This is a genomic window from Pseudomonas sp. KH_021 (assembly GCF_057838865.1).
This window is the reverse complement of record NZ_CM174477.1, coordinates 2,274,850-2,289,372: the sequence shown is the minus strand read 5'-3', so window position 1 is coordinate 2,289,372 and position 14,523 is coordinate 2,274,850. Positions and strand designations below refer to the sequence as shown.

Below are 14,523 nucleotides of genomic sequence, written 5' to 3'. Positions count from 1 at the left end.
GCGTACTGCTACGAATGTAGCCGCTGACGAGGTACGAGGCTGCGATCGGCAGCGAAGCGGCCGTAAAACCTGAGACCATAATCCATCAGGCACACCGAAGGGCCTGAATTTACGACGGCTTCGCCGCCGATCGCAGCCTCGTACCTCGGCAGCGGCTACAAGAGCCGCGCTGCCCCAGAGTTGTGTAGATACCTATGCCGCGATGGCCATAGGTATCTACACATCTTTTGGCGTACTGCTACGAATGTAGCCGCTGACGAGGTACGAGGCTGCGATCGGCAGCGAAGCGGCCGTAAAACCTGAGACCATAATCCATCAGGCACACCGAAGGGCCTGAATTTACGACGGCTTCGCCGCCGATCGCAGCCTCGTACCTCGGCAGCGGCTACAAGAGCCGCGCTGCCCCAGAGTTGTGTAGATACCTATGCCGCGATGGCCACACCGCGGTGCCTGTCAGAACAAGGCAACCGTATAGCTGACGGTCAAGCGGTTCAGGTCTTGAGCAGGAGCCGCCTCCGAGCGAAACACGGCATTACGCCAATTCAGGCCGACGCCTTTGAACATCCCGTTCTGGATGACGTAGTCCAGCGACACGTCGCGCTCCCACTCCTTCTGATCCTCGCCGGAGGCGGTCTTGATGCCATCACCCTTGAGATAGATCATCGACGCACGCAATCCCGGAACGCCCAGCGCGGCAAAGTCATAGGTGTACTGGCCGATCCAGGTACTTTCCCCGGCCCGGGTGAAGTTTGCGATCAAGCGGTCGGTGGGCAGGTAGACGCTCGCGCCCGTGGCCCCTTTGCCAGGTAGGCCTCCCTGGTTGAGCTGGACAAAGTTGCTATCGTCGGAAACCTGCTGATAGCCGCCCATGAGCTCATGACCACCGAGGGTATAGGTGAACATCGCGCTCCAGGTGCTGTTGTCGATTTCACCGGACCCGCCATCGCTGTATCCGCCCACACGATAGCCCTGGGCACGGCCGCTGGCGCTGCTGTTGGCGCCACTGGAGCGGGTGTCGAAGTAACGCAGGTCAGCCTTGATCGACTGCCCTTCACCCAAGATGAACTTAGGCTGCAAACCCAAGAACTGCTGTGTGTAGTAGTCCTCAAGGTTAGCGGCGTAATACTGCACGACCAGGTCTTTGGTGAGTTTGTAATCGGCACCGGCAAACACGAACTGATCGCTTTCCCGGGTCCCGCCCACGACCGCCAGCCCTGTTCGGTCCGTGGAGGCTCGAGCGGTCGCTTTGTCCAGGCGGCCAGCGGTCAGGGTCAAGTTGTCGAAGTCATTGCTGGTGAATTGCGCGCCCTCATAGGTCTGTGGCAACAGACGACCGTCGTTGGTCACCACGATCGGCAACTTGGGCTGCAAGGTGCCCAAGCGAGCCTCGCTCTTGCCCAGGCGAGCCTTGCCGGTCACGCCAAATCGGCTCCAGGCGGCGGCAGCGCCAGCACCGTCGTCGGGGATCATGGTGCTGCCGCGATGCACGCCCGCGCCGCTATCGAGCGTCAGGCCCTGCAGCACTATCGCATCAACGCCCAGCCCCAGTGTCCCTGCTGTAAAACCCGATGCGTAATTGAGCACGAACCCTTGGGCCCATTCTTCGGTTTTACTCTGCCCGAGCGTGCCGGGCTGGTCACGGTAGTCATGGTTGACGTATAGGTTACGCAGGCTCAGCGTGGCGTGGCTGTCCTTGATAAAGTCTGCCTGCGCGAACTGGCCGTAAGCGCAACTGGAGACGGCCAAGGCCAGGCAAGTGAAGCGTGAAGGTGAGTTCATGGCGAAGGTTTCCCGTGGGCGCTTTCGCGCCCTTTTTATTGTTGTTTACAGGGTTGCGACTGCGTTTTGGCTCAGGTGCGTTCGATCACCATCGCCACGCCCTGTCCCACACCTACGCAGAGGCTGACCACTGCGTAACGTTGCTGATTGCGCTGCAGGGTGCGACAGGCACTGAGTACCAGTCGTGCACCGGATGCGCCCAGTGGATGCCCCATGGCGATAGCGCCGCCGTTAGGGTTGACCCGTGGATCATCGAAGCGGATGTCCAAGGCCTTGAGGCAGGACAGCACCTGTGGCGCGAACGCCTCGTTGATCTCGATCAGATCGACCTGCGCAAGCTTGATACCGGCGCGCTGCAAGGCCACTTCGATGGCTCGGTGCGGGCCGATGCCCATGATCCGGGGCTCCACGCCGACGACTGCCGCAGACAGAATCCGCGCCATGGGTTGCAGACCATGCTTCTGGCCAATCTCGCGGTTGCCCAACAGCAACGCCGCGGCGCCGTCGTTGATCCCCGAGGCGTTGCCGGCGGTGACGATGCCACCTTCGAACAGCGGCTTCAAGCGCGACAAGGCCTCAAGGTCGGACTGCGGCCGTGGGTGCTCGTCGCGGCTGACGGACACGGTCTGGCCCTTGCGCCCGGACGGTACATCGATAGGCAGGATTTCATCGTCCAACACGCCGGCCTCAAGGGCAGCCTGGTAGCGTGCCTGGGAGGCGGCGGCAAAACGGTCGGCATCCTCTCGGCTGATGCAAAACATCTCGGCCACGTTGTCGCCGGTTTCCGGCATGCTGTCGTTGCCGTAGCGCTCCACCAGTTTCGGGTTGGAGAAGCGGGCACCGATGGTGCTGTCGGCCATTTCCTGGGTCCGGCTGAAAGCGCTCTGGGCCTTGGCGAGTACAAAGGGTGCCCGTGACATGCTCTCGACACCGCCGGCCAGGTACAGCTGGCCTTCGCCGCAGGTGATGGCCCGCGCCGCATCGATCACCGCCGACAGGCCGCTGGCGCACAAGCGGTTGACCGTCTGCCCAGGCACGCTAAAGGGCAGCCCGGCGCTGAGCAAGGCATTGCGGGCTACGTTGCGGCTGTCTTCGCCGGCCTGGTTGGTGCAACCCAGGATCACATCCTCCAGCGCGTCAGTAGGCAAACCCGAGGTTTCCATCAGGCGGGCCAGAAGAGGCCCGACCAGGTCATCCGGGCGCACGGCGGACAAGCTGCCAGCATGGCGACCGAAGGGAGTACGCAAACCGCTGTAAATGTAGGCATCAAGCATGACGAAGCTCTCGAAAAATTAAAGGTGAGTCGGCTCAGGCCGGCATCGGGTTCTCGGGTTGGCACAGGGAAATCCCCAACCGGACCCGACGGCGCAGCCAGTTGCTTGGGCGGTAACGCGGATCGCCGGTCTGGGCATGCATGCGCTCCAGAATCTGCAGCAGGCGTGCGCCACCCAATTGATCGCCCCACGCCAGCGGACCCTGCGGGTAACCCAGGCCCAAGCGCACGGCCATGTCGATATCAGCCACCGAGGCGATGCCCTGTTGTGCGATGTCACAGGCCAGGTTGACGATCGATGCCAGGGTGCGCTGCAAGATAAATCCGCAACTGTCGCGGATCACCACCACCGTACCGCCGTCGGCGCTGAACAGCGCGTGAGCAGCGTTCTGCATCTCAGGAAGCGTCGCCGGGTTGACCATCAGGCAGCGCAGGCTGCCAGGCTCGAACAAGGTATCGACCGCCACTGTGCGCGCAGGGTCTGTACCGTGTCGCAAGGCCGATTCGGTGGCGTCATCACCCAGCGTTGCCAGCAAGCACAAGGCTTGTGCGGAGGGCCTAAGGCCCGTCTCGATCTCAGCGCCTAGCGGCTCAAGCATCGCCAGTAACCGCGCCCTGCCGATGTCGTCATCGGCGGCCACCCACACAGGAGGCAGCTGTGAGCAGGCCGGCACGGTTTGAACCACGCGCGGTGCCGCGCCCTTGCCTGCGTATTGATAGAAACCTTGACCCGTTTTACGCCCCAGGTGCCCGCCGGCTTTCATCAAGCCCAGCAGCGGATGAGGCCGATAACGGGGCTCTTCATAGAACTGGTGATACACCGATTCCATCACTGGTAGGCTGACATCCAGCCCGATCAGGTCCAGCAATTCGAACGGCCCCATGCGAAAGCCGGCACCGTCGCGCAGCACTGCATCAATCAGGGCAGCCGGAGCGACTTGCTCACTGAGAATGCGCAAGGCTTCGGTGCCAAAGGCACGGCCTGCGTGGTTGACGATAAAGCCCGGCGAGTCGGTGGACTGGGCCGGGTAATGACCGATGCGCCGCACCAAATCCTGCAGCATCTCGATGACTTCTGCGCCTGTGGCAATACCACCGATGACTTCGACCAGGCGCATCAGCGGCACCGGGTTGAAGAAATGCAGCCCGGCCACGCGCCCTGGATGCTTGCACACCGAAGCGATGGCAGTGATCGACAGCGACGAGGTGTTGCTCGCCAGCACGGTCGATTCATCACACAGCTCATCCAGCTGGCGGAACAACTGCTGTTTGGCCTCAAGGTTTTCGACGATGGCCTCGATCACCAATTGGCAGCCGGCCAGTGCAGGCAGGTCGTCGGCGACCTGAACGTGCTCAAGCGCCTCGCTGGCGGCTTGCGGTGTGATCCGCCCCTTTTCTTGCAACGTGGCGAAGGTGGCCGCCAGTTGCTCGCGCGCAGCGCTCGCAGCCCCTTGGCGAACATCAAACAATGAGACGTGCAACCCCGCCTGGGCCATGACCTGGGCAATACCCTGCCCCATGGCGCCAGCGCCGACCACACCGATACGTTGCAGTGAGTGCAGGTTCATTGGCCGATGTACTCCGGTTTGCGTTTTTGCAGAAAGGCCTGCATGCCTTCTTTCTGATCATGCGAGCCGAACAGCAACTGGAAGGCCTTGCGTTCCAGGGTCAGCGCTTGCTCCAGCGGCAAGTCCATGCCCCCGAGCACCACTTCCTTGATCTGCGCCACGGCAATCGACGGCATATCGGCGATAGCGACAGCCAGCACCAAGGCCTGGGACACGGTTTCGGCGTCTTCCACCACCTCGCTGACCAGGCCCATGCGCAGCGCCTCGTCTGCCGTCACCAGGCAACCGGTAAACAGCATGCGCAGCGCCTGGAACTTGCCCACGGCACGCACCAGTCGCTGAGTACCACCAGCCCCTGGCATCACCCCAACCTTGACTTCCGGTTGGGCGAATCGCGCTGAAGTGCCGGCGATGATCAGGTCGCAATGCATCGCCAATTCACAGCCACCGCCCAGGGCGAAGCCGTTGACCGCCGCGATGACCGGCTTGCTGCACGAGGAGATGGCCTGCCAATGACGCTCGGCATGCCGTGCATACAGCTCCATTGCCGTGGCATCGACCATCTCGGCAAGGTCCGCGCCGGCTGCGAACACCTTATCGTTACCGGTCAGAATGATGACGCGGGTCTCGGGGCACTCATCGAGGCGGCGAAAGTGGCCGGCCAGTTCCTCACGCAGTGCCATGTTCAGGGCATTGCGCGCATTAGGGCGATTAAGCCTGAGCAATGCCACACCCGGTGCGGGTTGCTCCAGCAAAACCAAGGGCTCAAGGCTCATGTGCTCTCCTGCTAGGGGTATTAAGGGGGAGATCCAGTGCCAGGGCGATACGCCGCTGGCACTGTCAAAAAGTGGCGTTAGCCGCGCACGATGCCCGCGGCATACAGCTTCTCGATCACTTGCTCTTCCAGCCCCAGGCCTTCAAGCACGGCGCGGGTGTCTTGACCCAAGGTTGGCGGTGCAGTGCGGTAGGTGGCCGGAGTGCGAGACAGCTTCACCGGCGAGCCGATACCGCGATAGTCGCCGATATCCACCAACATGCCGCGATGTTGGGTATGCGGGTGGGCGACCACAGCGTCGACACTGGCGATGGACCCGCAGGGCACGCCAGCGCGGATCAGTTGCTGGGACAGGAACGCCCCGTCGTGGCTGGCCAAGTGCATTTCCAGCGCCTGCTTGAGCGCCTCGCGGTTGCCCGAACGTGCGCCGTTGTTGACGAAGCGAGGGTCTTCGGTGAGCTCGCTCGCGCCCAAATGCTCGCACAACTTGGCGAACTGGCGATCATTGCCCACGGCCAGGAAAATCGGCGCGGTGCCCGTGCGATAACTGTCGTACGGCGCGATGTTGGGGTGGGCATTGCCCGTCAGCTGCGGGACCTTGCCAGACGCCAGGTAGTTCGGGATGTGCGGGTGCAGCAACGACACACCGCTGTCGTACAGGGTGATGTCCAGCGACTGCCCCAGGCCACTGCGATGACGTTCGTTGAGTGCCAACAGAACGCCCGCCAAGGCGTTAAGCCCGGTCACCATGTCGACGATCGGCAGGCCAATGCGCAGCGGGCCGCTCTCGGCCTCGCCGTTGACGCTCATCAGCCCGGCCATGGCCTGGATCACCGCGTCGTAGCCTGGCAGGCCACCCAACGGACCGTCGCCACCAAAACCTGAGATCGCACAGTGGATCAGCCCAGGGAAACGCTGGCTCAGGACTTCGGTGTAATCAATGCCCCAGCGCTTCAATGTGCCGGGCTTGAAGTTTTCAATCAGCACGTCTGCGCCTTCAAGCAGGCTCATCAACAGCTCAATGCCTTCAGGGCGCGACAGGTCTACAGCGATACCCTGCTTGTTGCGGTTGACGCCGCGATAGTAGGAGGCGTCCGCGCCCTCGAAGGGAGGGCCCCAGCCGCGGGTTTCATCGCCGGTCAAGGGTTCAAGCTTGATCACGTCGGCGCCATGGTCGGCCAGCGCCTGGGAGCAGTAAGGCCCACCCAGTACGCGGCTCAGATCGATTACTTTCAGGCCCTCGAGGGCCCCTTTGGACTGGCTCATCAATATGCTCTCGAACTAGGGGCCGTTCAGGCCGGCAACAGCTGCATGGCTTCGTCTTGCGACAACGGGCTTTCATTGGCCAGGCGCGACAGCAGCTCGGCGTTGATCGAAGGCTCAGGGTTCAGTGGGTCGCGAGGCAGCAACTTGTGTTGCAGCAGCAGGTGGGCCAAGGCCAGGCGGCGCGCATTATCAGGCTGGCGGCTGGATTCCCAGGCCATGAAAATCGCGGTGGCGATGTGGTAAAGAGCACTGCCGGCCTGACGCACTTCTTCATCGCGGCGTTCATGGGCCACTTCGGAGAATCTCGCTACCGTGCGCTGCAGCAGTGTTTCGAACAACTGGTGGCTGGCCGCTGGCAAGTTGGCATCAGCCAGGACACCGGCAAGATACTGGTGCAGCGGCTCAAGGGCTTGTTCGCGGGTCTCGGCGCGGCCGATGTCCAGCGCGACGATATTGCTGGTGCCTTCCCAGATCGAACCCAGGTGAGCATCACGCACCAGGCGAGCATCGCTCCATTCTTCGATGTAGCCGATGCCGCCACGCACTTCCATGGCGTCGCCGGTCACCTTGCGTGCATCGCGGCAAGCACGGAACTTGATCAGCGGCGTAAGGATACGCACGCACTTGCGCGCAGCTTCGTCGCCCTTGTCGGCCTTAGGCAGCAGGGACGCAATCTGCATGAACATCGAGCGTGCCTGCTCGGCGGGCAACATCATTTTCAGCAACTGGCGCTGCATCAATGGCATTTCGATCAAGCGCTTGCCAAAGGCACGACGATGACGAGCGATGTACATCGCCTCGTTGACGCCACGACGCATCAAGCCGGACGCTCGCACACCGTTGGACAGGCGCGACATGTTGACCATGTCAGCCATTTGCTGGAACCCGCGGCCGACTTCGCCAATCAGGTAAGCGGTGGCGCCTTCCAGGGTAATTTCGCCACTGGCCATCGAACGCGTGCCCAGTTTGTCTTTCAGACGCTGGATCCGGTAGGCGTTACGCGAACCGTCCGGGCGCAGCTTGGGCAACAGGAACAGGCTAACGCCCTTCATGCCCGCCGGTGCATCTTCTGGGCGGGCCAGGACCATCGCAAGGTCCGCATCGGGGTTGGAGCAGAACCACTTTTCACCAAACAGCTGCCACTCGCCATCGACCAGGCGGGCTCGGGTCTGGGTGCTGGAAACATCGGAACCTGCGGCCTGTTCAGTCATGAACATGGCGCCCTGGAACAAGGTGTCAAAATCCTGCGAGACCAGCGACGGCAAGTAGCGCGCCACCAGCTCAGGCGAGCCGAACTTGCGCAGGGTGCGGGTCAGGGAGTCGGTCATGCTCACCGGGCAGCACAGGCCAAACTCGGCCTGCACGAACAGGTAGGTCAGCGCGTACTTTTCCAGCGGCAGCGTGCCGTCATCGCGATGGCTCATCGCGGCAAGGCCCAGCTCGGCGTAAGCTACCTTTTCCAGGTCGACGAAATCCGGGTGCTTTTGAACGGTTTGAATATCTTCACCACGACGGGTGCGCGGCAACAGTTTCGGCGGGTTCTTGTCGGCCGAAAGCGCCAGCACATCCAGCTCACCACCGGCTCGCGCACCGAGTTGCTGCCAGGTTGGCAACCACTTGGAGTAGAGCTCGGAAGGCAGGTAAACCTTCAGCAAGTCGGCCAGCCCGGTATCGCACTCAAACAGGTTCAGGCCCCGGCTGTCGGGAATATTGAGGGGGTCGTGATCGTGTTCTTGGGTGATATTCATGGTGACTCTCCTGGTTCTTGTGGACCAAGAGTAGGGAGGCCATCGAGAAGTATCTAATACAAATAAAATGATCTACGATAAGAAAAAATTATCGTAGCCCCGAGCAGGTCAACATGGATCTCAAGCAACTTCGTTATTTTGTCGCCGTGGCCGAAGAGCTTCATTTTGGACGGGCCGCCGCGCGCCTGTTCATCTCCCAACCCGCGCTGAGCTTCGACATCAAAAAGCTCGAGAGCCAGCTCGATATCCAGTTGCTCAATCGAAACAACAAATCGGTGAGCCTGACTAACGCCGGGCAAGTATTGCTGGAAGAGGCGCGTTATCTGCTGCTACGCGCCGAGCAGGCAAGGCGCCTGACCTTGCGCTCGGCCCAGGGGTTTACCGGGCGCTTGAGTGTTGGCTTCGTCAACTCGATCCTCAACCGCGGCCTGCCGCAGGCAGTCAAGACCTTCGAGGCGAACCACCCCGACACCGAAATCGTGCTGATGGAAATGAACAGTGCCGAGCAGTCCCAGGCATTGCAGCGCGGCCAGATCGATATCGGCTTCGTTCACTGGAGCAAGTTTCCCGACAGTATCGTGTGCGAGTTGCTGCTCAGCGAGCCCTTTCTGTGCTGCCTGCCCTCCTCCCATCGGCTGGCGGGTGAACCGCGGGTTGAGCTTGCGGACCTTGCGCAAGAAGACTTCATCCTGTTTCCACGCAGCGTGTCCCCGCACTATCACGACCTGATCATTGCGCGCTGCGTGGCGGCAGGCTTCAGCCCGCGGATCCGCCATGAGACCCGCCTATGGCAAACGGTGGTGGCGATGGTGGCCTTTGAGATGGGTATCGCGTTGGTCCCGCAGACCTTGTCCACTATCTGGAAAGAAGGCGTGCATTTTTGCGAAATCAACGGCGAAGGCCCGCTGTCCGAGATCCATGCCATTCGTCAGGCCGTCGCACCCTCAGCGGCGGCGCAGAGCTTTCTGGAACTCTTTAAATCTCAACAGAAAGCAAATTTCGCCCACCTTCAATCGGTTTGACGATATGAAATCGCATATCAAACAATAAAATTTAATCATTATTTTTTATTATCCTTCCCGTATAGGCTCTGCACTATCGGACCTACACATACGCATAGCGCGTTGAACCCGAGTCCCAGCCTTCCTCCGCTACGGCGAGAGGGATATTCAAATAATAATGAGCAGGAATTTAATATGAATGCCGCCCAGGAAGCTGCCGCGCATCAGAAAGCTCGCAAAGCGGGCATCGCCTCGTTCATCGGAACGACCATCGAGTGGTATGACTTTTATGCCTATGGCATAGCCGCTGCTCTGGTTTTCGGCAAAGTGTTTTTCCCTTCCGACCTCGCGCCAGGCACCGCGACCTTGCTCTCCTTCCTCACACTGTGGGCCGGATTTGTTGCACGGCCCATCGGCGGCATCATCTTTGGCCACTTGGGCGACAAGATTGGCCGCAAGACCACCCTGGTGATCACGCTTGTCATGATGGGGGTGGCCACCACCTTCATCGGCCTGCTGCCTACTTACGCGCAAATAGGTGTCTGGGCGCCGATCTCTCTGGTGGTCCTGCGTGTTATCCAGGGTATCGCCGTGGGTGGCGAATGGGGTGGCGCGATTCTGATTGCCAGCGAAAACGCCCCCAAGGGCAAGGGCATCCTCTATGCCGCCTTCGCTCAACAGGGCTCCCCCGCCGGTAACCTGTTGGCCACCGTCGTGTTCTTTGCACTCAGCGCGATTCCGACCTCGGAGTTCATGCTCTGGGGCTGGCGCATTCCGTTCCTGCTGTCTGCTGCGCTGGTGATCATCGGCATGGTAATCCGCCTCAAGCTTGAAGAGTCGGACGACATGAAGCGCCTGATGAAAGAGAAGAAGACCGTCAAGCTGCCGATCCTGGAAGTGCTGCGCAACCATTGGAAGATCGTACTGCTCGGTGCCGGCGTCTTGCCGATCATCCATGTGACCTACTTCAAGAGCACCTTCGCCCTGTCCTGGGCGACCAAGGAGCTGGGGTACGCACAAAGCACCTTCCTCAGCGTGATCATCATGTCGCTGGTGGTTCAGTTTATCGTCCAGCCTTTCGGTGCCGTGCTGGTCTCGAAGATTGATATGCGCAAGGCGGTCGCCTGGATGGTGATCCCGGAACTGATCCTGATGCCGGCGATGTTCTTCGCCGTAGAAACCAAGATCTACTGGATCGCGGCGCTCGGCATGTGCCTGGCTACCATTCCCCACTCGATGTTCTATGGCGCCGTCGGCGGCATCCTGGCCCGGGCCTTCCCAACCAAGGTGCGATACAGCGGTTTGTCGATTTCCTACCAGCTGTGCTCCTTGCTGGTCGGCGGTGCGACGCCAGTGCTTGCGCAAGGCATCCTGAACTCCACGGGTAGCATCGTGGGTGTCGCGATCGCTTCGGGCTCCTACGCCCTGGTTTCGCTGGTGTGCATGCTCCTGCTGCTCAAGCGCATCGGCCACAACGCGTCAGAGCTGTCCAGCGCCGAGCAAGCCGATGCCGATGAGCTGGCTGGCGTTAACAACAGCCCATCCGCTGCAAAGAACACAGGTAGCAAACAGCCTCGCGCCGCCTGACCGCTCGGCTCTGGCAGCCTTTGCTCAGAGCCGCAGTACAACACCGCTGTACTAATAACAAAAACTGAATGACTTCCCGCTCAGGGGCACGCCCCTGCCCCTGAGCCACAGGAGATTTACATGCAGCCGAAATTTTTGCTTACCCTGCTGGCGGCGACCCTTACGGTCAACGCATATGCCACTCAGGGCACACCCAATACACAAGCGCAGGTGGTCTATACCAACGCCAATGTGCTGACGGTCGACAAAGACAACAGCACCGCTGAAGCCGTCGCTGTACGCGATGGAAAAATCCTGGCCGTGGGGGCGTCCAAAAACGTCGCCCAGTACATCGGGGCCGATACCAAGGTAGTGGACCTCAAGGGCAAGACCCTGATCCCCGGCATCTATGACGCCCACAGCCATTTCGCGATCGCGCGCATTACCGGTACCTTTGTCGCTGACCTGAACAGCCCGCCCATTGGCACGGTCAAGAACATCAACGACATCGTCGAGCTGCTCAAAGCCCAGAAAGCCAAGGTTGGCCCTCAGGAGTGGATCAGCGGTGCGGGTTACGACGACACCCTGCTCGCCGAAAAGCGTCACCCCACCCGCGAGGACCTGGACAAAGTATCGTCCACCCAGCCGGTCTACATTACTCACGTTTCAGGCCACCTCACCGTCGCCAACAGCGCCGCACTGGCATTGGCCGGCATTACTGCCAAAACACCCAACCCAGCGGGCGGCACCATCCGCCGGGATGCCAATGGCGAACCCAATGGCATACTGGAAGAGACCGCATTGCCACTGGTCGGCAAGCTGCGACCTGCATTGACCGAAGCCCAACAAAAGGAAGGCATCCGTTTGGCGGGCCAGTGGTACTCGTCGCATGGCGTCACCACGGCCAACCATGGCGCCAATACCACGCCAGCGCTGCTGAAGATGCTCGAAGACTCGGCCCAAGCGGGGAATGTGCCTATCCGCGTACAAGCCTGGAGCAACTTCGATTCCATGGACGCTAACGACAAGGTCCCGCTCACCAGCGGCAAGATCAAGCTCGGTGGCGTCAAGGAGTTCTCGGACGGGTCGATCCAAGGCTATACCGGATTCCTGGGTGAGCACTACCACACGCCGTTCCACGGTGACGAGCACTACCGAGGCTTCCCACGCTTTACCCGTGAACAGTTGGCCGATCGGGTCTTGCAGGTCCACAAGTCGGGCCGCCAGATCATGATTCACGCTAACGGCGACGCGGCCATCGATGATGTGCTGTATGCCTATCGCCATGCACAAGAGGTATTCCCGCGCAAAGACCCGCGGCAAGTGGTGATCCATTCGCAGATGATGCGCGAAGACCAGCTTGACGAGGTCAAGCGCCTCAACGCCATCCCGTCCTTCTTTGTGCTGCACACCTACTATTGGGGTGACCGCCATCGCGACCTGTTCATCGGCAAGAACCGCGCCGAACGTATCAGCCCGACCCGTTCGGCTGAAGATCGCGGCCTGATCTACACCATCCACACCGATACCCCGATCGTACCGATGGAACCGATGCGCCTGATCTGGGCTGCCGTGAACCGGGTGACCACCAGCGGTAAAGTGCTGGGTGAAGCCCAGCGCATTCCAGTGGCCCAGGCACTGCGCGCCACGACCATCAACGCGGCCTACCAGAACTTTGAAGAAAAGGAACGGGGCTCGATCGAGGTCGGGAAGTACGCGGACATGGTGGTGCTGTCGGATAACATCGCCAAGGTAGACCCGATGGCGATCAAGGACATCAAAGTGCTAGAGACGATCGTGGAGGGTAAGACCGTTTACCAAGCGGCCTACTGATGTAACTGCTTTTGATCCTGTGTAGGAGCAAAGCTTGCTCGCGATGGCATCACCGCGGTTTATCCAGTACCGCGGTGATGCCATCGCGACCAAGGTCGGCTCCTACAAGCTCGACGCGTCCAGCAATGCCTCCGTCAACGCCGCAGCCGCTTCAATGGCATGCAACGTCGCCCAATGCAGCCCTCTCGCCCCTCATTCGCCGTGCTATACGCCGCTTGCAAATACAGCGAAACATGCAGCAGCGCATCCTCCGCCAACACTCCACTGTTCACACTGAACATCGGCAATTCACAGGCACCGAAATGCCCGAATGCCTTCTGCGCTGTCTTGCGAATCGTTCCAGGCACAAACAACCCGTTTGCGTCTGCATCCTTGGGCGGTATCACCACGTCATCGGCACCGCTTAACAGCGCCTCAACCAACGTCCTCGCACACTCCACCGACCACACCGTGGACCACGGTAATCCGTTGTCGAGCAAGGGCGTGATGTTGTAGACACGGGTGGCGGTTTCGAACGCGGTTTGAAGATGACGCAAGATATGGATCAGCGCGTCCTCGGCGATGACACCACTGCGCACGTGGAAGAGTGATTCGTGAGCGTTGTTGCAGGAACTGAAGGGGTATTGAGTCGTTTGCAGGATGGTGGTGGGGCGTAACGGTGGTGGATCGGGGACGATCTTCATGACAGTGAAACTCCTTCGTGGATGGAGCCGTCACCGTCTGCCGCCAAGCAGATTAAGGTGACGGGCTACGCAAGGTTGGCGGACCGGTACGAAGGAAACCCGGCACTTCCGAAGAAGTCCATGCGCAACCCGCCATAAAGCACCCAATCGCGGGCACAAAAAAAGCGCCTGCGATGGGATTGGGGGCGCTGTTGCGCCTTCGTAACGAGCCGCCAAGCTCGTATCGCTGAATATGCAGCGACGGGCAAGAGGTTAGCATGAATGAGGGATGAGGCAAAAGTTGATTGCCCCATCACGAAGGGAGGCACCAAGCAGTGCTTAGCGTGAAGTCTTGACCCTCAGTACTTCGGTGTAGATGGCGTCCACCGTCTGGCCCACCTTGAGGTTCTTCATACGGGCTTGGAGCTCGGGGTCCTCAACCTTCACGACCTTCACTTTTCCCTCGGGTGGCAGCAACGTCACTTCATGTTTTTTCAAATCAATGGCCGTGACCTTCGAAGTGACTTTGACCTGACGGAATGCCTCACCTCCAGGATTGGGATTGTCCTTGGTGGCGCGAACTGTCCCGGATTCGTCGCTGACTTTTGGCACGCCACCCACCGTCGTATTGAGCACATAGGCGACCGAGCGCGTCACGTAGATGTCGACCTTGTCGCCGACTTTCAAATGGGGCAAGGCCTTGGCCTTGTCGGTGAGCTGGATGGGCACTTGGGTGTTATTGGGGCCTTCGATGGTGACCTGATAATTGGCCGGGTCCACAGCCAGCACCTTCGTACTGACGTGATCCTCCAACGCACTACCCCCCAACGGCAATTCAGCGGCCTGGACGGCGACACTGGCGGTGGTCATGAGTGAGGCGAAGACTACTGCGTGAGCAAGGGAGCGGATGGGTTTCATAAGCCTGCTTTCCATGTAATGGCTGAATGAGCGGAACATCGAACACCAGAGAACGCGCAAAGCATAGTCTTTGCTCAGCGATATGCTTTGCAGCTTGCTCGCGATAAGGGGCGCCGCGGTGTATCAGGCACGAC

The 14,523-nt window shown here is 60.4% G+C and carries 11 protein-coding genes; 3 read left to right on the top strand and 8 right to left on the bottom strand.

What is annotated here, in order from left to right; all coding sequences use genetic code 11:
- Nucleotides 1-453: 453 nt before the first annotated feature.
- From AC3IX4_RS10755 to AC3IX4_RS10730, 6 genes are all read right to left on the bottom strand, one after another.
- Nucleotides 454-1,779: an OprD family porin gene (locus AC3IX4_RS10755; protein ID WP_489260504.1), complete on the bottom strand. Its 1,326-nt coding sequence runs from the start codon at nucleotides 1,777-1,779 to the stop codon at nucleotides 454-456.
- Between the two features lie 71 nt (nucleotides 1,780-1,850).
- The gene (locus AC3IX4_RS10750) at nucleotides 1,851-3,053 is read right to left on the bottom strand and encodes a 3-oxoadipyl-CoA thiolase (RefSeq protein WP_489260503.1); all 1,203 of its coding nucleotides are present in this window, start codon (nucleotides 3,051-3,053) and stop codon (nucleotides 1,851-1,853) included.
- Nucleotides 3,054-3,087: 34 nt separating this feature from the next.
- Nucleotides 3,088-4,620 (bottom strand): 3-hydroxyacyl-CoA dehydrogenase, encoded by a 1,533-nt coding sequence (locus tag AC3IX4_RS10745; protein ID WP_489260502.1) that lies wholly within the window; start codon nucleotides 4,618-4,620, stop codon nucleotides 3,088-3,090.
- Nucleotides 4,617-5,396: an enoyl-CoA hydratase gene (locus AC3IX4_RS10740; protein WP_489260501.1), complete on the bottom strand. Its 780-nt coding sequence runs from the start codon at nucleotides 5,394-5,396 to the stop codon at nucleotides 4,617-4,619. The genes AC3IX4_RS10745 and AC3IX4_RS10740 overlap by 4 nt, the downstream gene beginning before the upstream one ends.
- Nucleotides 5,397-5,473: 77 nt before the next feature.
- Entirely contained in the window at nucleotides 5,474-6,661 is a 1,188-nt protein-coding gene (locus AC3IX4_RS10735; protein WP_489260500.1) for a CaiB/BaiF CoA transferase family protein, read from the bottom strand.
- 26 nt (nucleotides 6,662-6,687) lie between these two features.
- Nucleotides 6,688-8,409 (bottom strand): acyl-CoA dehydrogenase family protein, encoded by a 1,722-nt coding sequence (locus AC3IX4_RS10730; RefSeq protein ID WP_489260499.1) that lies wholly within the window; start codon nucleotides 8,407-8,409, stop codon nucleotides 6,688-6,690.
- 113 nt (nucleotides 8,410-8,522) lie between these two features.
- Between AC3IX4_RS10730 and AC3IX4_RS10725 the strand changes: the two genes are divergently transcribed.
- The 3 genes from AC3IX4_RS10725 (at nucleotide 8,523) to AC3IX4_RS10715 (ending at nucleotide 12,809) form a co-directional block, all read left to right on the top strand.
- Entirely contained in the window at nucleotides 8,523-9,431 is a 909-nt protein-coding gene (locus tag AC3IX4_RS10725; RefSeq protein WP_489260498.1) for a LysR family transcriptional regulator, read from the top strand.
- Between the two features lie 174 nt (nucleotides 9,432-9,605).
- Complete coding sequence (locus tag AC3IX4_RS10720; protein ID WP_489260497.1) at nucleotides 9,606-10,997, top strand: MFS transporter; 1,392 nt, start codon at nucleotides 9,606-9,608, stop codon at nucleotides 10,995-10,997.
- A gap of 120 nt (nucleotides 10,998-11,117) precedes the next feature.
- Complete coding sequence (locus AC3IX4_RS10715) at nucleotides 11,118-12,809, top strand: amidohydrolase (protein WP_489260496.1); 1,692 nt, start codon at nucleotides 11,118-11,120, stop codon at nucleotides 12,807-12,809.
- A gap of 134 nt (nucleotides 12,810-12,943) precedes the next feature.
- On the opposite strand, the gene AC3IX4_RS10710 is transcribed toward AC3IX4_RS10715, so the two are convergent.
- Entirely contained in the window at nucleotides 12,944-13,492 is a 549-nt protein-coding gene (locus tag AC3IX4_RS10710; protein ID WP_489260495.1) for a hypothetical protein, read from the bottom strand.
- A gap of 318 nt (nucleotides 13,493-13,810) precedes the next feature.
- The gene (locus AC3IX4_RS10705; RefSeq protein WP_489260494.1) at nucleotides 13,811-14,389 is read right to left on the bottom strand and encodes a hypothetical protein; all 579 of its coding nucleotides are present in this window, start codon (nucleotides 14,387-14,389) and stop codon (nucleotides 13,811-13,813) included.
- Nucleotides 14,390-14,523: the final 134 nt, after the last annotated feature.